The 25167-nt window shown below is 59.2% G+C and carries 24 protein-coding genes and 5 pseudogenes; 16 read left to right on the forward strand and 13 right to left on the reverse strand.

All coding sequences use genetic code 11. The annotated features are described in order from the left end of the window. Together BLR29_RS24215 and BLR29_RS32555 are read right to left on the reverse strand one after the other, a co-directional pair. A partial coding sequence (locus BLR29_RS24215; RefSeq protein ID WP_143018519.1) for a transposase occupies window positions 1-284 on the reverse strand: 284 nt, incomplete at its 3' end. 304 nt (window positions 285-588) lie between these two features. Beyond that, the gene (locus tag BLR29_RS32555) at window positions 589-747 is read right to left on the reverse strand and encodes a hypothetical protein (protein WP_176861050.1); all 159 of its coding nucleotides are present in this window, start codon (window positions 745-747) and stop codon (window positions 589-591) included. Between the two features lie 138 nt (window positions 748-885). Between BLR29_RS32555 and BLR29_RS32105 the strand changes: the two genes are divergently transcribed. After that, window positions 886-1782 (forward strand): hypothetical protein, encoded by an 897-nt coding sequence (locus BLR29_RS32105; RefSeq protein WP_143018520.1) that lies wholly within the window; start codon window positions 886-888, stop codon window positions 1780-1782. Between the two features lie 419 nt (window positions 1783-2201). Here the strand turns inward: BLR29_RS32105 and BLR29_RS24220 are convergent, their stop codons facing one another. Then, a complete protein-coding gene (locus tag BLR29_RS24220; protein ID WP_369804706.1) occupies window positions 2202-2450 on the reverse strand; it encodes a helix-turn-helix domain-containing protein in 249 nt (82 codons plus the stop codon). Between the two features lie 432 nt (window positions 2451-2882). Between BLR29_RS24220 and BLR29_RS24225 the strand changes: the two are divergent. Beyond that, window positions 2883-3502: pseudogene (locus BLR29_RS24225) on the forward strand (tripartite tricarboxylate transporter substrate binding protein); the annotation flags it as partial. Window positions 3503-3509: 7 nt separating this feature from the next. Here BLR29_RS24225 and BLR29_RS24230 read toward each other — a convergent pair. After that, window positions 3510-3830, reverse strand: a complete 321-nt coding sequence (locus BLR29_RS24230; protein ID WP_092140413.1) for a DUF1488 family protein — start codon at window positions 3828-3830, stop codon at window positions 3510-3512. Between the two features lie 1038 nt (window positions 3831-4868). Between BLR29_RS24230 and BLR29_RS24240 the strand changes: the two are divergent. After that, window positions 4869-5179 (forward strand): annotated as a pseudogene (locus BLR29_RS24240) (DUF1643 domain-containing protein). On the opposite strand, the gene BLR29_RS24245 reads toward BLR29_RS24240, so the two are convergent. The 4 genes from BLR29_RS24245 to BLR29_RS24260 form a co-directional block, all read right to left on the reverse strand. After that, window positions 5137-5580: an SDR family oxidoreductase gene (locus BLR29_RS24245; RefSeq protein ID WP_255371410.1), complete on the reverse strand. Its 444-nt coding sequence runs from the start codon at window positions 5578-5580 to the stop codon at window positions 5137-5139. The pseudogene BLR29_RS24240 and the gene BLR29_RS24245 overlap by 43 nt on opposite strands. Window positions 5581-5759: 179 nt before the next feature. Beyond that, window positions 5760-8318, reverse strand: coding sequence for a magnesium-translocating P-type ATPase (gene mgtA, locus BLR29_RS24250; protein ID WP_369804699.1), 2559 nt, complete (start codon window positions 8316-8318; stop codon window positions 5760-5762). A gap of 941 nt (window positions 8319-9259) precedes the next feature. Continuing rightward, the gene (locus BLR29_RS24255) at window positions 9260-9922 is read right to left on the reverse strand and encodes a DUF4397 domain-containing protein (protein WP_092140419.1); all 663 of its coding nucleotides are present in this window, start codon (window positions 9920-9922) and stop codon (window positions 9260-9262) included. A gap of 406 nt (window positions 9923-10328) precedes the next feature. Further along, complete coding sequence (locus BLR29_RS24260) at window positions 10329-10961, reverse strand: TetR/AcrR family transcriptional regulator (protein WP_092140421.1); 633 nt, start codon at window positions 10959-10961, stop codon at window positions 10329-10331. Window positions 10962-11074: 113 nt separating this feature from the next. Here BLR29_RS24260 and BLR29_RS24265 point away from each other — a divergent pair, with 113 nt between their 5' ends. The 9 genes from BLR29_RS24265 to BLR29_RS33245 all read left to right on the forward strand — a co-directional run bounded on the left by BLR29_RS24265 (window position 11075) and on the right by BLR29_RS33245 (window position 18334). Beyond that, window positions 11075-12367, forward strand: a complete 1293-nt coding sequence (locus tag BLR29_RS24265; protein WP_092140423.1) for an NAD(P)/FAD-dependent oxidoreductase — start codon at window positions 11075-11077, stop codon at window positions 12365-12367. After that, entirely contained in the window at window positions 12364-13122 is a 759-nt protein-coding gene (locus BLR29_RS24270; protein ID WP_255371411.1) for a DUF1365 domain-containing protein, read from the forward strand. The genes BLR29_RS24265 and BLR29_RS24270 overlap by 4 nt, the downstream gene beginning before the upstream one ends. A 117-nt stretch (window positions 13123-13239) precedes the next feature. After that, a complete protein-coding gene (locus tag BLR29_RS24275; protein WP_255371433.1) occupies window positions 13240-14397 on the forward strand; it encodes an SAM-dependent methyltransferase in 1158 nt (385 codons plus the stop codon). 28 nt (window positions 14398-14425) lie between these two features. Further along, window positions 14426-14929: a chalcone isomerase family protein gene (locus BLR29_RS24280; RefSeq protein WP_092140688.1), complete on the forward strand. Its 504-nt coding sequence runs from the start codon at window positions 14426-14428 to the stop codon at window positions 14927-14929. Further along, entirely contained in the window at window positions 14926-16197 is a 1272-nt protein-coding gene (locus BLR29_RS24285; RefSeq protein WP_255371412.1) for an MFS transporter, read from the forward strand. Before BLR29_RS24280 ends, BLR29_RS24285 begins: the two co-directional genes overlap by 4 nt. Further along, window positions 16197-16733: a DUF3833 domain-containing protein gene (locus tag BLR29_RS24290; protein WP_092140427.1), complete on the forward strand. Its 537-nt coding sequence runs from the start codon at window positions 16197-16199 to the stop codon at window positions 16731-16733. Before BLR29_RS24285 ends, BLR29_RS24290 begins: the two co-directional genes overlap by 1 nt. A gap of 16 nt (window positions 16734-16749) precedes the next feature. Continuing rightward, entirely contained in the window at window positions 16750-17532 is a 783-nt protein-coding gene (locus tag BLR29_RS24295; RefSeq protein ID WP_092140428.1) for an SDR family NAD(P)-dependent oxidoreductase, read from the forward strand. Continuing rightward, window positions 17529-17960, forward strand: coding sequence for a nuclear transport factor 2 family protein (locus tag BLR29_RS24300; protein ID WP_092140430.1), 432 nt, complete (start codon window positions 17529-17531; stop codon window positions 17958-17960). Before BLR29_RS24295 ends, BLR29_RS24300 begins: the two co-directional genes overlap by 4 nt. Before the next feature lie 29 nt (window positions 17961-17989). Continuing rightward, window positions 17990-18334: an MAPEG family protein gene (locus BLR29_RS33245; RefSeq protein WP_218132716.1), complete on the forward strand. Its 345-nt coding sequence runs from the start codon at window positions 17990-17992 to the stop codon at window positions 18332-18334. Window positions 18335-18479: 145 nt separating this feature from the next. Here the strand turns inward: BLR29_RS33245 and BLR29_RS24310 are convergent. Continuing rightward, window positions 18480-18678, reverse strand: a pseudogene (locus tag BLR29_RS24310) (IS21 family transposase); the annotation flags it as partial. A 182-nt stretch (window positions 18679-18860) separates the two neighbouring features. Beyond that, window positions 18861-19924 (reverse strand): annotated as a pseudogene (locus BLR29_RS24315) (IS3 family transposase); the annotation flags it as partial. Here BLR29_RS24315 and BLR29_RS24320 point away from each other — a divergent pair. From BLR29_RS24320 to BLR29_RS24335, 4 genes are all read left to right on the forward strand, one after another. Next, a complete protein-coding gene (locus tag BLR29_RS24320) occupies window positions 19903-20187 on the forward strand; it encodes an aldehyde dehydrogenase family protein (RefSeq protein WP_369804702.1) in 285 nt (94 codons plus the stop codon). The pseudogene BLR29_RS24315 and the gene BLR29_RS24320 sit on opposite strands and share 22 nt — an antisense overlap. A gap of 287 nt (window positions 20188-20474) precedes the next feature. Beyond that, window positions 20475-20969, forward strand: a complete 495-nt coding sequence (locus BLR29_RS24325; protein WP_218132717.1) for a cupin domain-containing protein — start codon at window positions 20475-20477, stop codon at window positions 20967-20969. A gap of 241 nt (window positions 20970-21210) precedes the next feature. Then, complete coding sequence (locus tag BLR29_RS24330; RefSeq protein WP_092140432.1) at window positions 21211-21612, forward strand: GNAT family N-acetyltransferase; 402 nt, start codon at window positions 21211-21213, stop codon at window positions 21610-21612. Continuing rightward, a complete protein-coding gene (locus BLR29_RS24335; RefSeq protein ID WP_092140693.1) occupies window positions 21612-22256 on the forward strand; it encodes an FMN-dependent NADH-azoreductase in 645 nt (214 codons plus the stop codon). The genes BLR29_RS24330 and BLR29_RS24335 overlap by 1 nt, the downstream gene beginning before the upstream one ends. A gap of 210 nt (window positions 22257-22466) precedes the next feature. Here the strand turns inward: BLR29_RS24335 and BLR29_RS32950 are convergent, their stop codons facing one another. From BLR29_RS32950 to BLR29_RS24345, 3 genes and pseudogenes are all read right to left on the reverse strand, one after another. Continuing rightward, window positions 22467-23105 carry a zinc-binding dehydrogenase gene (locus BLR29_RS32950; protein WP_255371413.1) on the reverse strand — a complete coding sequence of 213 codons (639 nt, stop codon included), beginning with the start codon at window positions 23103-23105 and terminating at the stop codon, window positions 22467-22469. A gap of 35 nt (window positions 23106-23140) precedes the next feature. Continuing rightward, on the reverse strand, window positions 23141-23575 hold the full coding sequence (locus tag BLR29_RS32955; protein WP_369804703.1) for an alcohol dehydrogenase catalytic domain-containing protein: 435 nt from the start codon (window positions 23573-23575) through the stop codon (window positions 23141-23143). A 437-nt stretch (window positions 23576-24012) separates the two neighbouring features. Beyond that, window positions 24013-24840, reverse strand: a pseudogene (locus tag BLR29_RS24345) (patatin-like phospholipase family protein); the annotation flags it as partial. Between the last annotated feature and the right edge of the window lie 327 nt (window positions 24841-25167).

Consider the following 25167-nt stretch of genomic DNA (forward strand, 5'->3'; position numbering starts at 1 on the left):
CACATCAATTCGATATTGCGCTGAGTCTCGCGCTCCAGGCGGCGGCTGGACTGGATATGGTTGAGGTAGCCATAGATATAAATCTTCAGCAAGACAGACGGGTGATATGCCGGCCGACCGGTGGATGCAGGAGCCGCGCCCTTAAAGCCGAGCTTATGCAGATCCAGCTCATCAACAAAGGCATCGATGACGCGCACAGGGTTGTCTTCGCCGATAAAGTCGTCGAGACATTCGGGCAACAGCGTAACTTGCTGTCGATCTTCGCCTTCGATGAATCGCTTCATAGACCGTCCCGCGCTGAGAAGTTTCTTCAGTCTAGGCGACGCACTAGCGTTTTCACACAACCTCGGCCATCTGCGGTCATTTGATCGCATGTTGCGCTAGACCCTCCGACGTCCGCTGCACCTTGCAAAACGGCCGTTTGATCCCCGGTTCGTAGCGACTCCATCGGTTGGCCGTCCCCTTTTCGCGGTAGGTGGATTGCTCTCCGGTGACGTCTGCTGCGGCGAAAACACATTCAATATGGCAGCTTCCTGACCAAGAAGACCCGCTCCTCCGCTAACCTATAAGCGCCCCTGAGGGAGGCACTTATTCATTAGCAAGCTTTCCTTCCAGAGACTGGATCGTGGCTGCGGCAATAGCACTCGCCGTTTGACCAGCAATATGGGCGTCCATTGGGATTCGTCCTGCGGCCGATGACAAAATGGCATCGACACTCCCCCGTTCGGGTGAGATTGCATCGACCATTCTCATTTCCCGTTTCAAGTTTGAAACACATATCGTGGATTCATGACTCGGCAAGTCAGATTGAACTTTACTGAAATGAGTTTTCGACCTATACAAGTACCTGTATCAGAAGGCTAGTTTTTTATCGGAAGTCGCGCCATGTCGAAACGTACTGAATTTCTTTTAATTTTTAATGGAATTATTTTCGCAAACATAACGAGTGTATGCGCGCAGGAGATTGGGTGGTATGAAAAGGAATCTCGAAAATGCGAGTTCGAATCTCCTGTTGCCGGCAACCCATCTGCCTTTATCAGAAAGACAAACAACGTTGGCGGCCAATACCTGGTAGCGCCAAAATCCTCGCTTAACACGATTATCGCCGCGAACGCTGATCAGGTGAAAAACGTACATTTATTAACAAACGTAGAACTTGCGGCACTGAGATCCAACCTTGACTCCTTGCGCGCAGCACCTCAAGCACTCTCTATCGTTCTGGACGTCTTAGGAAAAATCAACAATCTTAAGGGGGCATTGAAAATTTCATCCGGCGGTCTTATGAATTGGCTCAAAGGAAATGCCGCTGGAGAACTCAAGAATATCGATCGGGTCTATGATTTTGTGACAGAAGGAGGGGCGTATGTATCAATAATCTCATTCAAGGCCCCTGCGCCTGGCGAGAAACCACTGATGCTTGAACTGAGGGGCTACGAGGTGCAGGTTGGAACGGAACCTAATCCGAGGCGATGGCTATCCTCCGCTTGTCTTCTGCCAATCGAGGTGACCCTATCGAGAATCGAAACGAAGGCGGCTGGAGCAAATGCCAACAATAAGAGGCTCGATCGACAGGCCGACGGTACGTGGAGAATGTTTGATATCACGGATCAAAAATATAGTTCCTCCGTTTTTAATTACATCGGGCAAGACGGTGAATATGCTTATTTCAAAGTAGCACCCGATAAGGAGTATCGAGCTCATATGTACGGAGGTCCATTGCAATCACGATCAAGCGGGGCTCCCACTTGGAATACTCTCTACCAAGTGATTGAATCCCAGTAGACGATAAATTTTGGATGATAAATTGTGAAAAACCTAATTTTTGCAGTTGTGCTTTCACCCATCGCAATATCCGGTGTTGCTATGGCTATAACGGCTGAAGAGGCCCGGAAGATTCCCGTTGAGCAATGGCCTACTACTCGACCATGTTCGGATCACGGCCAGCAACGTGATAAATGTATAGGTATTGATGGAGGCCAAGAAATCTGCAAACCGATTCATGACCCCGTGTGCCCCAAATAGCGAGTGTTTGGCGGCCGTGGCAGGGCGCGCACTGATCCATACCGTCTCGCAAATCTGGCCATGGTCGTCCGTCTTTTGGGTGTGATGGCCTGTATATATAGGATCCGATAGGTGGTCTCGTGTGACACCTGGTAGTCCTTGTTGACTGCATAGGCGTGCTTTACCCACCCTACAATCTTTCAGGGGACAACTGAAGCTGGAGCTTGCTGCCACGACATGCGCCAGAGCCCGGCTTCTGATGAGCTTGCAGGTCTTGGGGCGGCGAGCTCGATCCCAGGCGAGCGGATCCGCGTGATTTGCGCGATAGCCATGAATTCCCCGTTTCGACGGAGCTCACGGCTAATGGTAGATGCAGCCCGCCCAAGCTGAGCTGCTATCGAGCGGGTCGAAAGCCCCCCCACCACGGCACGGGAGATATCCTCTCGCACGGCAAGCGTCAAGCCAAGCTTGGAGCGGTGTCGAAGGGGCGGTTGGACTCCGCCGGAATGACACCCAATTTACATGCCTATTGCGATAAGTCTTCTTATCTAAATAGACTGATTTTTCCCGAAACTTCGACTCGGCAATCTATGGATGCGGATGATCGTCCCCTCGGCCTGCGAGCCTTCCTAGGAAGGTGAGGATCGACTATGGCGGTTAATAGCATTTAATGGCCTGCGCGTGAGTGGACGCTGTCGAGCATGGCGTCAAACCGCCGCGTCAACACTGCAGGCACTGAGCCGCATCAGGTCGCAGCCTCTGCGCACTACCTTGAGCATCACACTCTTTGCTGGCGGCAATAAAGAATGCGCAAGCGATCAAACGAAAACAGCGCAGAACGCCAGCCTCGCAACGGCTGCGAAATCGCCTGGCAACCAGGCGTCGTCCAAAACAAGCCCGGCACGGGTGGTGCCATTGGCTTTGCGGAGCTGGCGCGTGCCACCCCGGACGGCTACACCATCGGCTTCACGAACACGCCGAACCTGCTGACGATTCCAATTGAGCCCAAGACGACGTTCACCTGGAAGAGCTATGACCTCATCGGCAACCCAGTAGACGACCTGGGCGCATTCACCGTTAGCCAGTCCAGCAACATCGATTGTTTGACCACGCTCGTGAAGTATGCCAAGGCAAGCCCCGGTGCGACCACTGTGGGCACCACGGGCGTGGGCCCAGAGGACCATCTCGCCATGCTGCACTTGAAAAGGCGTCAGGCGTAAAGATGACCCACGGTGGGCTACAAAGGCGCCGGCGAGGTCCGTGGTGCCCTTGCTGGTCAGCAAATGACGATTGGCGCTATCAACATCGGCGAAGCTCTGGCTTACCAGAAGGAAGGTACGACTCTAAAGTTTCTGGGGCAGATGGGAGCAGCGCGCGCGGTACTTGCACCCAATGGTCGACCCTCCGCGAGCAGGGCTACAACATCGAGTTGGCATCCTTGCGCGGGCTCGCCGCGCCCAAGGTCCTGCCGGAACCGGTATCCAGGAGGCAACGTGAGGCTGCGTAAATCAGTCTTCTTGATACAGCCGATCAAGCGGACGACCACGCGGAAAGAAGAGTTCGCCCGGCAACAGCAGTGGGTCTCCGACCATACCCATGCGAATCGCTTCTTCGGCCTTTCGGGCAATCACATGCCGAAAGGCTCCGAATTCGCTCATCAATTCAGCTTCCGAGTTCTCTTTCTGGTCGCCCGCAGCGTGGGACCGGCTCAAATCATTGAGCACCGCGCGGCTGATCAAGCAAAAGTGGTGCTGGCCATCAACCGTGATACCGAATTTGATGGACTCCCCACTGACATCCAATTTCGCGCCCTGAATATTGTCCGGCATGTGCATCTCCCAGATATTCGAGTCCTAGCATGCTGACCAACCCCTGCTACCTGGGCGACTGCCGCGATGTCATGCGATAGCTATCGCCGATGGCGTGCGCGCTCAGTACTTTGTCACGGGCTCTTCAGCGTGGCGCCGTCGCAGGCACGGCCGTCGTTCCGGGAGGAACAACGTAAGGAACAAACTTGCAGGGCTCCTTCTGCCCCAACGAGCAATTGGAACCAACAGCACAAACCGACAACAGCGGTGCTGCCATCGCAAAGATAGCAAGCCTCATCGCAACGAGCCCGACCTGATTGTTTCTGGAATCCTAGCATGACCACAGAACACCCCATCCTCTCTGGCGGCGCTATGGTGCGCGCTAACGTGTCAGAAATGACGAGTTGGTCGGCGAAGGAATGCAAGCGGGTGGGGGCAACGTGAGACCAGGTGGACTCATCGGCCCGTTGATCCGAACCAGACGTCAAACATGCCATCTGGAAGTATCTGTCAAGTACATCTGAATCTTGAAGCCCCGATACTCGGAAATACCTTTCATATCCGCTCCAGCAACGTTTCCCGTCCTAGCGCGACCAACGAATGCCCCATCCCCTTCTCTGGCGCCCTAGCGGACGCATGCGGAAGTGAGATTCACGTGTTCCACGAATCAAGGACAACGCCCATCAATTTGCAGTCTGGCCCAATCGGTAGCGTGCTGCCAGGCCTCGCCCTCGCTGAAGAATTCGCCTGGAACAAGGTAGCGATCGAGAATCTTCAGTGGCGCGCCGCTTGCAGCTTTCGCACAGATCGTCACCTCTCCCTGCCAAGGGCCCGCCGCACTAAGTGACGTTGCGGACGCCTGATACCAGTGGTCTCGGTAGTACGTGAAGCCTTGGAGATCCATCGCTTTCTCCCGACGTTACAGAGGACCGTAGCACGAAGCACCTATCCATCCATGCCCTCGACGGCGAGGCCGTCTGCATCCCCTCTGACTACGAGCGGTACCGCTATCGCCTCTGGCGCGAGTGGGATCGCAAACTGCCGTCGCTCGGCTTCATCATGCTCAACACGTCGACCGCTGACAACCAGGTGAACGACCCGACGATCACGCGGTGCCTCCAGCGTGCGCTGGATAGCTACAAGTTTGGAGGCCTCGAGCCATCATGGACGCGATCGATCAATGCGCAACGGTCATCTGCGCGTGGGGCGCGCACAAGTCGGCACCGGCCCGCGCGGCGGAGGTGCTGGCCATCATCCGTATATGCGGCCGCGCCACGATGCTCCATCACCTCGGCCTGAACAAGGACGGCAGCCCTAAGCACCCGCTTTACGTTGGCACGCGCACGCGGCCCCAACACTTCAGCGCATGACCAAAGCCACGGCTCGCATCATTGAATTGACCCGCCGAACCTGGCGGATTGACGCCAGTGATGAACCGGTCATCATCAGTGGCCAGGACCGCAATCGCACCTGCAGTATCCTCGGGCTCTGCCATACGGCCCAGCGCAATGCGTTCGCGGAATATGTCGAGCGTGACTTCGTCCTTGAACATGTCGGCAGTCAGGTCCGTGCGTGTCAGCGTCGGGCACGCCGCATTGATCCGCACACCATCGCGGCCATAGCGAGCGCCAGCGATCTTGTCAGATTGACCACGCCGCCTTTTGCCGCGTTGTAGAAGCTCAGCTTCCAGTCGGCGCCCAGCCCCGAGACGGATGCGGGGCGGCAGCACGGCGCGCGAGCCAAAGAACACGCCGTCGAGGTCAATCGACATCACCGTGCGCCCACCTACGGCCATTCGACTGCGCTCTCGGGCGGACGTCTAAACGTCGGCTTCAATCAGGTAACGGACCTTCCCGGTGAGCCTGTCCATCTGCCTATTTCTGGCAATGTTTTTTTGCATTTCGGGACTGACTATCGGAAAACCGGGGTCCGCTGTGGTGTTGTGTCGCATCAATGCACCGCGAAATAGCGGTAGAACAATCGCTTTATCCATTCCACGGCGACCAAATAGCAGAGCAGCATCGCCAATAGAATCAGGAAGAACTGAGGCGGTGGTGCGACGAAACCGAGCAGCGCGGCGGCCGGCATGAAGGGCAATGCGCCGGCAATGAGCACGACCGCGAGCGAAGTAATCGTCAGTACGCGACTTGGCCGGCTCTTGAATGGGCTGCCCTGGGTTCGAATGATAAAGATCACCAATACTTGAGTGGCAATCGACTCAATAAACCAGCCAGTGTGAAATAGCGCTTCGCCCGCATTGAACACCTTCAGCATGATGAAAAATGTCAAGAAGTCGAAGACCGAGCTCACTGGGCCGACCACCCACATGAAATTGCGAATAAACGTCGTATCCCAATGCTTGGGATGGGTTAGGGAATCGTCATCCACGTTGTCCATTGGAATAGGCAGTTCCGAGACATCGTAAAGCAGGTTATTGAGAAGAATCTGCGCCGGCAGCATCGGTAAAAAGGCGAGAAACATCGTCGCGCCCGCCATGCTGAACATGTTACCGAAATTCGAGCTGGTTCCCATCATGATGTACTTCATGATGTTGGCGAAGGTCCGTCGGCCCTCCAGCACGCCAGCACGCAATACGTTCAAGTCTTGCCGCAGCAGGATCATCGCTGCCGCCGCCTTGGCCACGTCTACCGCGCTATCGACCGAAATGCCGATATCTGCAGAGTGAAGCGAGGGTGCGTCATTGATACCGTCGCCAAGATAACCGACGGTATGTCCTTGGGCTTTCAGGCTCAGGATGACGCGGTTTTTCTGCGCCGGCGTGACCCGGCAAAGCAAGTTAGCCCCCTTTAGCCGCACCGCCAGTGCGGTATCGTCCATTTGTCCGATTTCGTTGCCGGTGAGCACCCCCGAGACTGGCACGCCAAGTTGTGTAAACACGTGTCGGGTGACCAGCTCGCTGTCACCGGTGATGATTTTGACGTCCACGCCAATTTCCGCCAAGTCTTTGAGCGCCTTGGCCGCACTGGGTTTAGGGGGATCGAGGAAGGCGGCAAAGCCGGCGAAGATCAGCTCGGTTTCATCACTCAATACCGCGTGCGAGTAGTCCGGCGCGACCGATCGCCACGCGATGCCAAGCACTTTGAAGCCTTCCCGCCCAAGACTGTCTTGCAATATCTGGATGGTCGCCAGTGCGGCTTCATCCAGAGGTTGCGTCCCCAGTGCCTCGCCAAGAGCGTATTGCGTGGATAGTTTGAGAATGTCCTCTGGCGCGCCCTTTACCACCAGCAACCGCTGCTGACCATCGTCGAGCAATACCGAGACACGCCTGCGCTCGAAATCGAACGGCACCTCGTCGATCTTGCGCCAATGGCCGACCTCGATCTCCTTGTGTTCGAGGATGGCGGCGTCCAAGGGGCTCTTGAGGCCGGTTTCAAAATAGCTATTGAGGTATGCCAACTGCAGCACCTGCGCCCTATCGCGCCCTTGCGCATCCAGATGCCGTTCCAAATGGATGCGTGCCTCGGTCAGCGTGCCCGTCTTGTCGGTGCAAAGGATGTCCATGCTGCCCAGGTTATGAATCGCGGCGAGCTGCTTTACGATGACGTGTTGCCGGGCCATGCGCAGTGCGCCGCGCGAGAGCGTTACCGTGACCACCATCGGCAGGAGTTCGGGCGTCAGCCCGACCGCAAGCGCGATGGCGAAGAGAAACGACTCCAGGAAGGGGCGATGGAATAGCGCATTGACCAGAAACACAAAAAGCACCAGCAGCACGGTCAAGCGCATGATCAACATGCCAAAACTATGCGTACCCAGCTCAAAAGCGGTGGGCGGAGCCTTGGTCACCAGCGAATCCGCAACGCTGCCAACGGCGGTATCCGCACCAATCTGGCACACCATCGCCTTGGCCATCCCGCTGATCACGGACGTCCCCATGAAGACAGCGTTCTCGGCCTGATTGAGGTCGTCCACCGGCTCAGTGAGGTCGGCAGCGTGCTTCTCAACTGGGTAGGATTCGCCCGTCAGCAATGCCTGGTTGACAAAGAAATCTTTGGCCTCGATCAAGCGGCAATCTGCCGGCATAAGATCGCCGGCGGCAAGCAGAACAACATCACCAGGAACCAGCGTGGCGATCGGCATGTCCTGCGGATGTCCATCGCGCATCACGTTTGCGCGGACGGCAACCGTTTGTTTGAGCTGTTCCGCAGCTTGCCCCGCCCGATACTCCTGGACGAAATCCAGGGTCACGCTGACAAGAACGATCACCCAGATGATCACGAATCCGGTGACCTCGCCAGTCAGCGCGGACACGGCACTGGCGGCGAGCAGGATCATCACAAGGGGATTCCTGAAGTGGCTCAGATACTGCAGCAACAGGGATCGTTCACCGCGCGGCCGCAGTGTATTGGGACCAAAGCGCGCTGCCCTTTGGCGTGCTTCCGACTGGCTCAACCCCTCAAGTGATGACGCCAAAAGGGCCTGGAGCGCGGCTGAAGGCTGGTTCCAAAACTGGGGTTCCGGACAATCCATTGCATATGCCTTCTGCAGCAATTGCGCGCTCGGCTAGCCAAACGAAGACGGCTGGTGGTCAGTACGTTAGCACAAAAGGAAGGGGCCGACCCCGAACATCCCGGTCGATCGGCGCAGTTCGCCGTGAGTGGCGGTCCGCTTGGGCGAGTTCTTGCCGATTGGCTCCCGGATACCTATTGACTGTTCCACCTGAAAGCGGCTGTTGGGGCCAGGCAAGGTCGAACGGCGGAACTTGGTCGGTCAGGGATGGTCGCGGCTTTGCGACGAGCGTCCGGCAGAGACCGGCTAGTTGCTCTCTTTCGCCTTGGTGAGGCGAGTAGCCACGTCAGACTGACCGCCGCCATACAACTGCGGCGGCGGAATGACCTCCCTTCTTGAAGGTCCACATGAAGAGCTCGCCATGGGTCGGTAGCCGCAGGTTGATGCCGGCATGAGCCGTCAGATCCTGCGGTGTTTCGGCACCTGTTGGTTCGCGAAATAGGCAGGCGCACCACTTCCCTGTCCTAGTTTCCCGACGAAAACGCCCCGAAAAAATCGTATCTTAACCCCTCCCGTAGAACGTATTAAAAGTGTCACCGTTGCGACAATAAATGTGTCAATACGCCTGGCGATTCCGGTCTCAGTTCCCGCCAGCCCTTGCTAGGCAAGCGTTCGCAGATTGCGAAATGAATTTGTCACCAGCAAGCTGGGGGCGGTGGACCAGCTTCACGCCAGGCCCGACCACGGACAGAGAACGGCGGACAGTAACTGCCATCTGTGTCTACCGGCATGAACAGAAACGTGATGCTCTTGTGCAGCTGAACTACGCAGCTCGGCCGACAGCACAACGCTCCGCCACCTAATCCGGCAGCTATACAAACGCTCCAGCGTCGTCGTCACGACCAACTCAGTTTGACGGCTGGTGGGCTGTTTTGGGTGGCGCAAAGATGACCAACTTCATTCGCCAGCATGAGGCGATACTGTCAGCCGTCCGTGAGCACTTTCAGCACCAGTGGATTGGTCGCGGCTGTTTTCACCGAGCCAATCGCGAACACGCTGTAGTTGGTGCCGGCACTGACCGCTAGGACAGATTGAATGGCTGTGGTGGACGTTCCTGCCGCATTCACCTGCACAATGTAGTTACCAGGAGCCAAATTCAGATAGTCGCTGATCGCACCAAACGGCACATTCGCCAGCGCCTTTTGTCCATTGATCACAATATCGACAGGCCCTGCGTCAGGCGCTGCGTGAACAACCCGCGCGCTCGCCTGACCCGACGCCGCCGGCGTAATTCGATCCGTCGCCAAAAGCATCTGAATATTGGCCACGAAGTTGGCCGCAATGGCTGTGTAGGCTGCCCCGCTGCCTAAGTTCGGGGATACATCGAGCACAGTTGTGGAAGTGCCTGCCGCATTTACTGTGATGCGATGGGTTCCTGGTGAGACATTCAGATAGTTGGAGACCGTCGGGTATGGGACGTTGGATAGGACCTTACCTCCATCGACAAATACGTCGACGTTGGGCGCATCTGGGGAGGCGTGCAGCACGCGCAACCGTGCGGCCGCCGGGCCATCATCATCGCCACCGCATCCGGTAACGCTTACAGTAGAAAGCAAACAAATAAACAGTCCAGCGAGGAATCGCATAGCCACCTCCAATCCAGCAGTCACCAGTTGCTGCAACCACACGGGCGTGAAGATTTACCACTCCGGCGGACCCTCATGGTCGCTACTGATTGGTAGCGTTCTATACTAAATAGTAGAGCATGGCAAGGTCGTGAGCCGCATAGCTCGTGCCGCATAAGCTCCTGCGCAAGACTGGGAGACCCGCCCACCCTCATCGCGTCCTCCACAAAGCCGCCGACTGCGGCACAGTACACTAGGTCAATGCGCGATCTAGGCGGGGCCGATGAAACCGTGGTCGCGCCGTCCGACGGCCGCAGGTCTCGTAAGTCGCGGCGCGAAGTGTTCTTTGTAAATGCATTGGAGCCTACACGCCACATGCCTTCGTAATGAGTACGGCGATTTACTGCTTGCTCTGGTGAGGTGACCGTCAGCCGCGGAATCCATCAGCACCTGACAGCGCGACGCCATGAAAGCACACGTCAAGCATGTGCTCGATGATCTGCTGATCTGCCATCTTGGTGTACAGGCGCAAGTACTCTACGGCGGGGTCGCATGTGCGCGAGTAATAGGAAAAGAGGATCACTTCGTCGGGCAGCGTCGGATTCAGGTCGCCGACCTTTTTCGCTTCGCCAACCAGTCCCTTCAGGAGGTCGTTCAATTTGAGCACACGCGTGACGTATCGCACATTGCGGGTGAGCATGTTGCGCACGTTGGGGCTCGTGGAAGGCAGGAACGGCAGCCCTCCCTCGAGGCGCACACCCAATGCCCAAGCCAACAAGGCGCGCAGGCGGCCAAGTGCGCTTTCCTCATCCGGTAGCTTGCCAAGAAAGGCTAGCGCGCCGTCGATCAGGCGAATCATCGCCGCGACCACCAAATCGTCCTTGGATTTGAAGTGCTTGTAGAGACTGGGCTTTGAGACACCAACCTCACTCGCCACGTCATCCATGGTCATCAGGTCGAACCCCTTACTTGCCAGGATGCGCGTGGCCGCGTCCAGGATGGCGTCCTCACGCAGTTGAAATGCCTGATCTTTGAAGCTGAGCCTGCCTAAAATACTCATTAGTAAATCTCGCTACTATGTAGTACCATTATTTTCAAAGCGGTAGACTCCACCTTAGCACTTGTGTAACCGGCGTGCAGTAAATAACAAAAATTCACGGGAGAAAGCTAGTCGTGAGTGCATCTCTAGCAACAAAAGCGGGATCGCGTGTCGCCGTCGTGGGTGGGGGCATAGCCGGAATGGCCACTGCCTGGCTGCTGGCTCGTCGCCATCGGGTCACGCTGTTTGAAGCGGGCGACTACCTTGGCGGACACACCAATACCGTGGATGTGACGCTGGATGGACACACCGCCCCCGTCGATACTGGTTTCCTGGTATTCAACGAGCGCACCTACCCCAATCTGGTCGCGATGTTCGACGAGCTTGGCGTGGCGTCGCACGCCAGTGACATGTCGTTTTCGGTGTCGATGGATCGGGGCCGTATGGAGTGGGCCGGAACCAGCCTGAACACCGTGTTCGCCCAGCGCCGGAACGCGTTCTCGCCCACGTTCCTGGGCATGCTTCGCGATATCGTCCGCTTTAATGGCACAGCCCGCCGCAACGTTGCGCACGCTGACGCCACTGGCTGCTCACTTGGCGATCTGCTGCTGGCCGGCAACTACGGACAGCCGTTCCGCCAGCACTATCTGTTGCCGATGGCCGCGGCGATCTGGTCGTGCGCCACGACAGATGTCCTGCAGTTTCCTGCCGCCACGTTCTTGCGCTTCTGCCTGAACCACGCGCTGCTGCAGATCAGCAATCGCCCACAATGGCGCACGGTAGCCGGCGGCGGCCGGGAATACGTACGACGCCTGGCTGGTCAGCTTGACGATGTCCGCCTGCGCGCCCGCGTGCGCGCCATCCGCCGCGATGCGGTCGCCGTCAACGTGATGACCGACGACGGCACGTCACAGTTCGACGCCGTTGTGCTGGCCACCCATGCGCCCGACTCCCTGCACATGCTCGCCGATCCCAGCGACGCCGAGCGCGACGTGCTGAGCGCCGTACGCTACGCGCCCAACGTCGCCATCCTCCACACTGATCCCACGCTGCTGCCGCGCCGTCCCCGTGTGTGGTCTGCCTGGAACTATTTGGGCGGAGCGCTTGACGAGTCCTCGCGCGCGGTCTGCGTCAGCTACCTCGTGAATCAGTTGCAGCCGCTGCCGTTCCGCAAACCGGTAGTGGTCACGCTCAACGCATTCCGCCAACCGGCGCCGGGCACGGAACTGCGGCGCTTTTACTACCAGCACCCGCTGTTCGATCTGCGCGCCATCGCAGCCCAGCAGGCGCTACCCGCGCTGCAAGGTCAGCGCTGCACGTGGTATGCGGGCGCATGGACCGGCTATGGTTTTCATGAAGATGGTCTGAAATCTGCGCTGCGCGTCGCCAATGACTTCGGGGTACTGCCGTCGTGGAGCAAACTGTGAGCCCAGTCGCATGGTTGATCCACTCTCACGTGATGCACGACCGTCTGCGGCCGGTGCGCAACCGTTTCGTTTATCCCGTGTTCTGCCTACGTCTGAACCTCGAGGCGCTCCCACTCCTTCAGCGCTGGTGGTTCGGCGTGGACCGGCCGGGCATCGTCAGCCTGCGCACGCGCGACTACGGCCCATGCGATGGCAGCGATCTGGCCGGCTGGATGCGTACTCACCTACGGGCGGCGGGGCTACCGGACGATGGCGAGATCTGGCTGCAAACCTTTCCCCGAATATTCGGACACGTGTTCAATCCGGTCAGCTTCTGGTATTGCCACGATCGCAACGGCGACCTGCGTGCGCTGCTAGCCGAGGTCACCAACACCTTTGGTGGCCGTCACGCCTACCTCGTCACGACACCTGACCTCGGGCCGATTCATGAGACGTCCGTGCTAGCCACTCGCAAGAGCTTGCATGTTTCGCCGTTTAATGTCGTGTGCGGCCACTATGCATTTCATGTGCGCGAAACGCAAAACACAGCATACACAGGCATTGACTACTTCGACGACAGCGGTCTTTTACTGAGGACCTCGATTGGCGGCCGCAAGATGCCCCTGACCGGCCGCGCGATGTTGGAGGCGCTCCTTCGTCAGCCGTGGATCACGCTGTCTGTCGTCGTGCGGATCCATTGGCAAGCGCTAAAGCTCTGGCGGCTATCTGTGCCATTCCATGGCAAGCATCCGCCCACCGTACCGCCCGCAGCATAACCAGCGCCCCGATCCGCCAATACCGCCACCATGACCACAGCAGAGTCTCATCAACGTGCACTGTCCCGGCATGGAATTCCCAGTGTCTTCTCGCCAAGGACATCCTTCTTTGTCAGGATGTTCCTGGCCGCGCTTGAGCGCATGGCCGTGGGTCACCTGGTGCTCCTACGGCCGGACGGGGAGGAAACGATATTTGGCGATCCGCATGGAGCGCCGGGGGCTCGGTTGAACCTCCTCGATTGGCGGGCATGCGAAAGGATTATGTGCGCGGGGGATATCGGATTTGCAGAGGCCTGGCGCGACCGGTGGGTAGATAGCCCCGACGTGACCGCGTTGTTGCGCCTGGCCATCCGCAACCAGCCCGCGCTACCGCGCACTGTCACGGGCACGTGGCTGTCACGCCGCTGGTATAAGTTGCGCCATCTGCTTCGTCGGAACACCCTAAGCGGCAGTCGTCGCAACATCTACGCGCACTATGACCTCGGTAATCCCTTCTACTCGCTCTGGCTGGACGATACGTGGTCGTATTCCGCGGCGCTATTCGCCGGCAACAACAGCCTGACGTTGCGCGATGCCCAAGAAGCCAAGTACGCCCGTATCGTCGAAGCCCTGGACCTGCGGCCCGGCATGCGTGTGCTGGAAATCGGCTGCGGATGGGGGGGATTCGCGATGCATGCGGCGCGGCGTGGTGTACATGTGCATGGCGTCACGATTTCGCCATCACAACTGGCGCTGGCACAGGGGCGGATTGCCGATGCTGGCCTGGAAGAACACGTCACTTTAGCACTTTGCGACTATCGTGACCTCACCGGCACCTATGACGCCGTCGTCTCCATCGAGATGTTCGAAGCCGTCGGCGAAGCGTACTGGCGTACGTACTTCGACATCGTGCGCCGTCGCCTGCGCCCCGGCGGGCAGGCCCTCATCCAGTCCATCACGATTGCCGATGATCGCTTCGACGCGTATCGCGCCAGCAGCGATTTCATCCGCGAGTTTATCTTTCCCGGCGGCATGCTGCCGAGTCAGGAACGCCTGAAGCGTATCGCAGAACGTTCCGGGCTGGTCGCGCGTGGCGTGCTGGCGTTCGGCGGCGACTATGCGGAGACCCTGCGGCGCTGGCGCCAGACATTTGCCGCCAGACGAGATGATGTGTCCGCGCTGGGCTTCGATACAGCCTTCCTGCGTCTCTGGCACCTTTACTTCTGCTACTGCGAGGCGGGATTCGATGAGAGGCGCACCGACGTGATGCAATTCCTGCTCACACGCGAGGGCTAGCGTGTTGCGCCTGCTTCTCGCAATCGTCATGGCCACTACCTTGCTCACGAGCGCGGGAGCCGAGGCGTGGCACGATGCATTGCCCCAGTCTTCCGCGTCGCGAATGATCGGGGAGGGCGAATATCGCTGGCTTGGCTTGCGCATCTACACCGCTCAACTGTGGGCCGCACAAGCGCCGGTCACGCTGGACACACCGCTCGCGCTGCAACTCACCTACGCACGAAGCCTCAGCGGACAACGGCTCGTAGACACCAGCATCGATGAGATCCGGCGCATTTACGGCAAGACAATTCCGGATGCGACATTAGGGCGCTGGCGCGCAGCACTTTTGCAGGTGCTCCCGGACGTCCACGCCGGCGATCGCCTGACCGGTGTCTACCTGCCGGCCGAAGGGGCACGTTTCTACGCTAACGACCGCGTGGCGGGCCAGATTCAGGATCCGGCGCTGGCCCGCGCATTCTTTGCCATCTGGCTCGATCCGGCCACGCGCGCGCCAGCGCTTCGCCGGCAACTGTTGGGGTTATCACCGTGAACCCACCCACTGCCCCGCGACTTGCGGCCTACGGCGCCCTCGGCTTGCCATTGGCGATGGTAGCACTGCCGGTGTACGTCCAGGTGCCCGCGTACTACACCACCCGGCTGGGCATGTCGCTGTCGCTCGCCGGCATCGTTCTGTTCGCAGCGCGTCTGGTGGATAGCGCGCAGGACCCACTACTGGGCCTTTGGATCGACACGCTCGCGCGACGCAACGCACTGCGTCGCACGATGGGGACCGGGGCGGTATGCCTTGCCGCCGCCTTTGCTGCACTGTGGTTACCGCCGGTATCAGGAGACGCGTGGCTGGCGGCGTGGCTAGCGATATCGCTGATCGTGGTGTATCTGGCGCATAGCCTGATCAACGTTGCGTATCTGGCCTGGGGCGCCCGACTCGGTGACGACCGCACACTCGCTCGCGCTTCGGCGTGGCGCGAGGGCGCCGGGCTGATCGGCGTTTTGCTGGCCACCGGGCTTCCCGCATGGTGGATGGCCATGCCGAACACCACGCCGCGCATGACGATGGCAGCCTTCTCATCGCTATTTGCCGCGCTGCTGATTGCCGCGCTATGGCTACTAGTCCGCGTTGCACCCCCCTGGCAAGCAACCCCCGCCACCAGCCCCGCACCATCACAGATGACATGGCATGCGGTGCGTGACAATCTCGCGTTCCGAGCTCTGCTCCTGCCCCATTTCCTGAATGGCCTGTCCGTCGCAATCCCTGCTACGTTAGCGGTCTTCTTTATCGAGGACACCTTGATGGCACCCAACTGGGTCGCACCGTGCCTGATCCTGTATTTCTTGGCAGGTGCCGCAGGTCTGTCTGGGTGGGTGTATGTCTCTCGTCGAATTGGCCCGATGCAGGCTTGGCGCCTCGCAATGCTGCTGGCTGTGGTGGCATTCGTCTGGGCGGGGCTGCTGGGTCCCGGCGATGTGTTGTCATTCCTGCTCGTTTGCGCGCTGTCGGGGCTGGCGCTGGGTGCGGACCTTGCTCTCCCGCCTGTCCTGCTGGCATTGCGCATTCCCGCGGGTGAGGGGCCTGCCGTCTACTACGGCATCTGGACCTTGCTGGGCAAACTATCCCTGGCAATATCGGGACTGACGCTTCCCGTGCTGGCGTGGCTTGGCTATCAGCCAGGCACACCGACCATCGGTTCCCCAGTCGACGCGTTGGCGTGGATGTACGCCGGCCCACCATGCATGCTAAAGCTTGCCGCCATGGCACTACTATCTGCAGTACCCCATGCCTCACCGGAGCCCTCGTGATGAAACACGTTGCCAAGTGGAGCGCGGCGTGTGCCGTCGCACTATGCGCAGGGTGCTCGACGCCCGACGTCGCGCACTATGCCGATCAACAACCCCCGCTCGACGTTGCTGCGTTCTTTGTCGGCAGGACCGAAGCCTGGGGCATGTTCCAGAAGCGGAGCGGCGAGATCGTCAAGCGCTTCCACGTGAATCTCGAAGGCCGCGAGCGTGGCGGCCGCTTCGTGCTCGACGAGGATTTTCGCTATAGCGACGGCACCACGCAGCGTCGCACGTGGACGCTTACACGCGCAGCAGACGGAAGCTGGCAAGGCAGCGCGCCCGACGTCTTGGGCACGGCAAGCGGGCATGCCGCCGGCAATGTCCTGCGCTGGCGCTACACACTACAGCTACCCGTCGACGGCAAGACCTATGACGTCCACTTCGATGACTGGATGGTACTGGTAGACGATCGCACCATGATCAATCGTGCGCGCGTCACCAAATTCGGCTTCGAAGTTGGGCAGGTCACGGTTTTTTTTCGTCGCCCCGCACCTTGACGTGCCAGGAACGATCATGCAAGGTTTCTCTCTGAATCCTCGCTGGACCGACTGGGCCGGCAAGCGAGTCTGGATTGTCGGCGCCTCCAGCGGTATCGGCGCAGAACTCGCGCGCACCGCGCTGGACCGGGGCGCAAACGTGGCGGTGTCTGCGCGGCGAGCCGATGCGCTGACGTCGTTGGTGGATGGTCATGCGCGAGGCGTCGTCATGCCCTTGGACGTCCGTGTACCGGCCGACTGGGTGGCAGCGCACGCAGCACTGTGCGAGACATGGAGCGCCGTGGACATGGTCATCTTCTGCGCGGCGGAGTATCGCCCGCTGCGCCCGTGGGAGATCGATGCCGAGGAGGCGCGCCGCACCATCGAGACCAACCTTTCCAGCGTCTACTACGGCCTGGCAGCCGTCCTGCCTGCCATGATGGCGCGCCAAGCAGGCAGCGTGGTGTTGCTTGCCAGCGTTGCTGGCTACCTCGGCTTACCGAATGCGACGATATACGGTCCCACCAAGGCCGCCTTGATTAATCTGGCCGAACTGCTGTACGCGGAGCTACATCCGCATGGCATCGGTGTCTACCTGGTCAATCCGGGCTTCGTGAAAACCCGGTTGACAGCACACAATGATTTCACAATGCCTGCACTGCAAACCACCGCGGCGGCGGCGGCGGCGATCCTGTCTGGATTGGCGCGTGGCCACTTCGAAATAGCCTTCCCCTCGCGGTTCACACGTACCATGCGCTTGCTCAGCATGCTGCCGTATAGGTTGCGCCTGACGCTGATGCTTCGGTTGATGAAAACATGACTGCCACAACCGCCCAACTTGGCGCTTTGTCAGCGCTAGTAGATTGGTATTCCACATTGACCCCTGATTCGCTGGATGCAATCGGCCGCTTCTACTTACCGGATGCGCATTTCACCGACCCTTTCAACAGCGTGTGTGGCTATGCCGCCATCCGTACGGTGTTCGAGCACATGTTCGACACGGTCGATACCCCCCGCTTTGCCATCCAAAGCCAGGTAATGGGACACGACGAAGGCTTTGCCACGTGGATATTCACGGGTGCGGTACGCGGAAAATCATTTGCCGTTCCGGGTAGTTCCCACCTCCGCTTTGCCGAGGATGGGCGCGTCAGCGCGCATAGCGATTACTGGGACGCAGCCGCTCTGTGGCGCGAGTTACCGCTGATTGGCGCGCCCGTTCGCTGGCTGCAACGTCGTTTTATGCCCTAAATCGTCGAGACGGCGGAGGGAAACTCAAAGTGCAGATCGTACCCCCATACAGCGCTGTACTCATTCAAATATACGTTGGCCTAAGTTGCCGCGCCATCAAGCTACGTCGCAATCTTAGAGTTGCGCTCGGTGATGGTGGGCAAGAGGTACTGCTTCGTGCGATGCGAGCTCATTCCAATTTTGCGGAGTATGTTCCGCTGAGCCTGCTATTGCTGCATTTCCTCGAGAGCGCCGTGACCAACCCCTGGTACCTTCATGCACTGTGCTCGATCCTGATTGCGGGTCGCCTCCTACATGCTCGTGGAGTGGGAAAACGCCAGAACCACCAGGTTACCGAGTTGCGGGAATGGCTCTTACATTCTTTTCGATGGTAGCGTCAGCGCTGTTGTTGTTGGCGGTGCGTTTCTGTCCGTCTGAGGTTTGCGTTTCCTGACCCTTACCACCGCATAACGCCTGCAGATATCATGCTTCCGGAATCGGCAAGTGCCTCGTGAGCTAGCGATGTCCTGTTCTTTCACAGATGCCGCGGAACGGGATGCCGCCCCCACCACGAAGGCGTGGTGGGGGCATCGAACAGCATCTCGTGGGTCTGCGCCAGATAGGCGCGCAGGAAGAAGGCTCGGCTGTGGCTGAGCTTGAACTGCGCCACCTGAAACTTGGTGCGCTCGCCGGCGATAGCCGCCCAGCCCTCGCTCCAGTCGAACTGAAACGCCTCGCCTTAGGCAAAGCGCAACGGGATCTAGTCGCGAAGATGCCAGCGTCGAATGATGCTCAGTATGGCCCCCCGTCGATCACTCCGAACTCCCGCTTTTTCCCATACGGGAAAGTGTTCTACACGTGGGTCAACATTCGATGCAAAACCTCCTTGGGGTGGGGGTGCGGCTAAAATCTTGGACTGGTTTATGCCGCTATTCCGAGACTCTTCCGGTATTCGATCGGGCTGAGGGAGCCGAGGGAGACCTTGATTCGCTCTGCGTTGTACCAGCGGATGTATGAGTCAACTACCTCGATGAACTGCTCAATGGGTGTAGTCCGCCAGTCACGAGGATAAAACAACTCTGTCTTCAGCCGCCCAAAGAAGCCTTCGCAGGCCGCGTTATCGGGCGAGCAACCCTTGCGTGACATCGAACGAATGAGCCCGGCATCGCGCATCCTTGAAAGCATCCGGGCCAGCGATAGTGCGCACCGCGATCGGAATGGACCACAGGCCGTGCATCGCTGTTGGCTACCGTCTCGATGGCAGCATCCAGCATGGTATTCACGAGTTCAGCGTCCGGTCGCGTGCCGATCGTCCAGCTCACGACAAGACCGTCGAAGCAGTCGATCACCGGCGACAGATAGACCTTGCCTGCCGGAATCCGGAATTCGGTAATGTCGGTGAGCCACTTTTCATTCGGGGATGCCGCGCGGAAGTCGCGGTTGACGACATTCTCCGGCGCGGGGCCGATTTCACCGCGATATGAGCGGTAGCGCCGTCGCCTGGTCGTGGCAGCCGCCAGACCTTCCTGGCGCATCAGACGTCGCACCACCTTCTCCGAGATGAACACCTGCTGCCTGCCAAGCGCCGCGCATATCCGACGATAGCCGTAGCAGCGGTGGTTGAGCTCAAAGATGCTTGCGATGGCGCCACGTGCGCTTTCATACTTGTCAGCGACGAGTAGACGTCCACGGTGATAGAAGTAAGAACTCCGAGCAAGTTGCAGCGCGCCTAACAGCTCCGGCAATGCGTAGGTTTGTTTCAGGGCGTCAACCAGCATCGTCTTCTCCCGATTGCGCAGGAGTTGCAGGTCGACGCCCACCTCTTTTTTTACCAGTTCATTCGCCTTCTTGAGGATGTCACGTTCGAGCTGCAGTTGCCGGATGTCACGTCGAAGCGATTCGATCTGCTGTTCCAGTTCCGAACGCTCATGATCAGGCGCGGGCTTGTTTTGGCGTTTCATGGATGCTGGAATCTCTTTCCCTAGCCTTGGTAAACGCCTCCGAATACGGGCTTGCTGCAGCGGTATATACGGCTTCCCTCTCGCGCGGCCTCGCCTTTTCTGCCGGTATCCGTGCAGGGATGGTTCACATCAATGACCAAACGGTGAACAACGAGTTTCATATCCCATTTGGTGGCATGGGCGCATCCGGAAACGGCGGAAGGTTTGGCGGACCAGCCAACTTCCATGAGTTCACACAGACTCAATGGGTAAGTGCGCTGGACAAACCGATTCACTATCCATTCTGAGGAGTTCGTGGGGCTGTCGCCACGGGAGCACGTCAACCGGCTGGGGGACTATCGCCCGGATCTTCAACGACCCGGCTCATCGCTCCGGTCCGACCATCGATGCTGCATTCAAATCAGCCTGTCAGGTCGAAATGTGGCGGATTATTAACGAATCCCGGCCAGCCCTCGTTCTGGATCAAGACGGATCATCTATCCGCTTTTCCCTACACGAATCCACCCCAACCACAGGCTGTTGAAACGGAGTACCTAGATTGAGTCAGTCATCGCCCCAGCGTCCCTCAGTACGTGTGTACAAGAATACCGCCAGCCCCGTGCTGGACGTTTTCGGCCCGACCGTACAGTTCCTCGCGGCGCCCGCCGAGACGGACGAAACACACTGTGTGATGAGATGTGTAGTTCCGCCTGGAGGTGTGGTGCCTTTGCACAGTCACGCGGGCATTGAATGCTTCCTGATGTTGTCCGGAGAGCAAGAGGTCCTGGTCGAGACGAACGGGACCTACTGTTGGACCCTGTGTTCGCCTGGCGATTTCATCCGGGTCCCAAGCGAAGCGAAACACGCCTTTCGAAATCTATCGGATAAACCGGCGGTCAGCCTCGCCACCACGACGGCTGCGCTCGGCCGCTTTTTTGAAGAGATAGGCCGCCCAGTCTCCGCGAACGATGAGCCGATTCCTCCCACCCCAGAAGCCATCCAGCACTTTGTGACAACAGCCATTCGTTCCGGCTACTGGCTGGCGACACCAGAGGAAAACGCTGCGGTCGGACTAGCAGTTCCTGGCTGAAGCAAATGCGTGCTGAACGCGCCGTGCATCTCCGGCCTGTGCAACGCGCGCTTCCCGAACTGATTCGGCAGAGTCTTTGTGTCCGTCTGTATCAAGGAGTTGCAGCAATACGCACCCATACACAAACGCTCCTCAGATGCAATAGGCGCGATACACCGGTCGCCTTAAATATGTGACACGGTGCAGCGAGGAACAAACCCGACGAGGTTCGCAACATCGCCGTCTTTCAAGGAAATCGATCATGACTACCAGAGCCCGGTTCCGTCACCTCGATACACCCGCTGACCTACGCGCCGCCTTCGGCGTCATGCAGCAGTTTCGCCCAAATTTGCGCGACAGCCAGGCATTCGCCGGCCAGGTGGCGCGCCAGCAAGCGCAGGGCTACCGCCTGCAGGAAAACCTGATCTACGGCCGCTTCGTCTACGTGGATGATCTCGTCGTGGATGCTAGCCAGCAACGCGGTGGGCTCGGCGGCGAGTTGCTCTGCAAGGTGCGCGAGCAGGCCGTGGCGCTCGGCTGCGCACATTTCGTCCCCGATACCGGACTGCACATGGCGCTGGCGCAGCGTTTCTATTTCCGCCAGGGGCTGCTGGCGAGGGGCCTGCATTTCAGCGAACCGTTGCCAACGGGTGAGGTGGCATGATGCGCGCGCTGTTGCTCAACTGCAGCCCGCACGGCAAGCAAAGTCACGGCTATCGCCTTGCCGCCGAGGCCATCGCCACACTTGTGCAATCCAGTGGCAGTGGCCCGGCGTGCGAGGTGCTCGAACGCGATCTGGCGGCCGAGCCGCTGCCGCCGATCGATAGGGGCTATGCGGCGGCCATTACCTCCCACGCCTCCGACACTGCGGTCTTTGACTGGTCTGAGCAGCTGATCGTGGAGTTGGAGCAGACCGACGCACTCGTCATCAACACGCCGATGCACAACTTCACGGTATCGGCCTCGCTGAAACTGTGGATCGACCATGTGCTCCGCATCCGCCGCACCTTCGCGGCCACACCCGAGGGCAAGGTGGGCTTATTGAGGGACCGCCCGACGCTCGTGTTGGTCGGCTCGGGCGGGTTCCATAGTGGCGAGCGCGCGCGCCAGCCTGACTTCCTCACGCCTTACCTGCGACACGCACTTGGCTGCGTGGGCATCAGCAGCGTGCAATTCCTGCTGCTGCAGGGGCTGACGCTCGGCGATGACGCGGTAGCCGCGGCGTTGACCACCGCGCGCCGCGAACTGGCGCGCTTTGCGCGGATTCCACGTATGGCACTGTTCGATGCGGCGACTCGCGCCACATAGGATTCCTGGCCGGGCCTGGTACGGCCGTACGTCGTACCTCGTCGTACCTATAACGAAGGGAAGGTTCTCGGCACGCTTCACAGCTAGCGGCTCGGCAGTTAATCGCATTTCTGGCGCTAAACAGATTGCGAATCACAAACGGCAACGTAATGCACTCCTCGCGACGGTGTCCGGATGCAGTTCGTCATTGGGCTCGGAAAGGCTAGCGTTTCATGCTCGCCCATTCGCCTCAGTCATGCCGATCCCAACTTGCGAGCTTTCGAGATTGCGGTCGGTCACCGCCTCGTTGGCCATGAGCACGATTTTTCCGGTCACGCCTTTCTCGCCGAGCAACTCGTGCGCAAGTCTTGCCTCGGCAAGAGGAAATCTCCGAGCAATCAGCGGCTTGATTCTTTGGTGTCGAAGAAGGTCCAGCAGAACAGTCAAGTCCTTTTGAAACAATGCCGGTTTCATCCGCTTAAGCCATTGAATGCTGTACGGGGCCACCCGCTTCCGGCTCGGGAGGAGCCAGCCGCCAACAATACACAAACCGAAAATCGCAAGTCGCTGGAAGCGATTACGGCGCCCCGAGCGACCCGAGGCCAGGCGTCCCCCGCGTAGCGACGCAGTAAGGCCATAGGCTACAACTTTCCCGCCGGAATGGAGAGCGTCGCGGGAACGCCAGATGTGGCTACCGCCGATCCCGTCGAAGGCGACGTCTACGCCGTCACCCGTCAGGCGGCGTATCTCTTCCACGAAATCAAGCTTCTGATAATCAATTGGTATGCCGCCCAGGCAAGAAACCGCAATCGCATCTTGCGATGAACAGGTCGCATAAATTTGTAGCCCGGCGAGGCGCCCAAGCTGCATTAGTGCCGAGCCGACTCCGCCCGCCGCACCATGAATCAAAACGTGCTGACCCAGCTCAAAGCGCAGCGATGCAACATCTGGTACGCAGTAACGTAGTTCAGTACGAGGCTGACAGCCTCGGCCACGTCCACTCCCGGAGGCACGGGAACCAGCTCGCGCTGAGCCAGACAGACGAACTCAGCGTATGCGCCGCTGATCGGCAAGGCTGCAATGATCTGACCGGGTTTAACCCCGGAGACCCCACTGCCTAGTTTATCTACCACGCCGACTAGATCCCAACCGGGCGTGAAAGGCAGCGGAGGCGTTTCGGGGTGAAAGCCCTCGCGCATCATTAGGTCCGGTTGGCCCACACCTGCCGCTAGCACCCTCACCCGCACTTCGCCTACCTCGGGTTCGGGGCATTCTTCCTCCACTACGTGAAGCACATCGGGCCCGCCGTAGTTGGTGACTATGATGCGCCTGTGTTTCATAGCGTTGGAGAGTATCCGCCGCGTACCACAATAACGTCTCAGATCAGCGAAGCATAGCGACAAAGCCTCGAGACTGGCCGCTCGTATGTACGCTGCCCTTGCATTTAAACTAGGTGCTATCTCGCTAGCGCGGTTGACCTAAGTCAACGGGGCGCGCGGATTTGGCCAGATCTCTAGCGCAGCCTGCCCACGCCCTCTGCTCGATTGGCTTCGACGGAAAAGCCGTCGGCAAAATAATCAAGGCAGCTTTGTTACCCACGTAGTTGATCCGTACTAACGCAAGCTCTCGGATTTCCCCTCCGGACCGCTTGTGTCCATTGGGCCCGGCTTACGATGACCGAACTGAACTTCAAAGCCGACGCTAACGCTTCGCCACATTGGATGGCGGTTCAGGGTCGATTAGCGACCTCGCGTCTCGCAAAGTCAGATCTTCAATACAAGCGGGACTCTGCCCGGCTGGAGTACTGGATATCCCGCAGCCGGCTCATCACCTGCCAGATGGAATCGGGCTCCGGGCCGCTGGCGGGCCAAAGCTGCACGGCGAAGATCAGCGAACTGCGACGCGGGCGGTCATCAAGAATTGCTTCCAGCGGGGTGTTGGAATAGATGCCGCCGTCCCAGTATGGCTCGCCCTCGATCTGTACGGAAGGGAAGCCAGGAGGGAACGCCGCCGAGGCCATCACGTGATCGACGTTCAACCGTGTGTCGCGATTGGTGAAGTAGCGCATGCGGCCGCTGCGGACACTGACCGTGCCGACAGTCAGTCTTGTCTGCATGGCGTTCAGGTAGTCGAAGTCGACCAGTGCGGCCAAGGTCGCACGCAGTGGCGAAGTGGAGTAGAACGCCGCTCTGGCTAGGCCAACAGTGGCGCGTACGCCTAGCCACCAAGCATCGGGGCGTGGCGTGAAGAACGACGGAATCCCCTGGGTCGTAATTTTCGCCACCCGCAGCCAGTCTTCAAATTGGCGAAAGCTGCCGCTTCCCTGAGCGGTGCCGCGACAAGCAACACCGTCCCAGAACCGCTTGAGCCGGGAGAGTCTCTCCTCCGGCGGATTGCCGGCGATGATGGCCCCGTTGATCGCTCCGATCGAGGTGCCGATCACCCACTCCGGCTCAAGCCCCGCCTCATGCAATGCCTGATAGACACCCACCTGGTAGGCGCCAAGCGCGCCACCACCTTGCAGGACCAGCACGACCTGACCCGGTAGCTCCGCGAACCGCGCTCCAAATTGCGCGGGGCCGGCGCCTGGTGTCTTCTCGTCCATGCTCCCCTCTCTCATCTCGCGGCACACGGCCGCCGATTGTTCGCCAGTATCGCCCTGGCGTCTCAGGGCTGGCAATCCAGGGCTGACAATTGGCACTTCGACCGGACCACAGGCACTTGCTCCAGAGTGGCGTTTCGGATGCCGGAGCTCCTACCCTTGCTGCCGCGGGCCGATGGTCGCCCAGTAGGCCCTTGGAAGGAATAGAACCCCTTATTGCACTATTTGAGCGCAACGGACAAAATCGATACGGTCGCGATAGTCTTGGTGCACGGGGTCTGAGACCATTGCCCCTGTTATCCGCTAGGGGGGCCAGCGAAGGCCGGCGGC

Source organism: Cupriavidus sp. YR651 (genome assembly GCF_900101625.1).
Lineage (GTDB): Bacteria > Pseudomonadota > Gammaproteobacteria > Burkholderiales > Burkholderiaceae > Cupriavidus.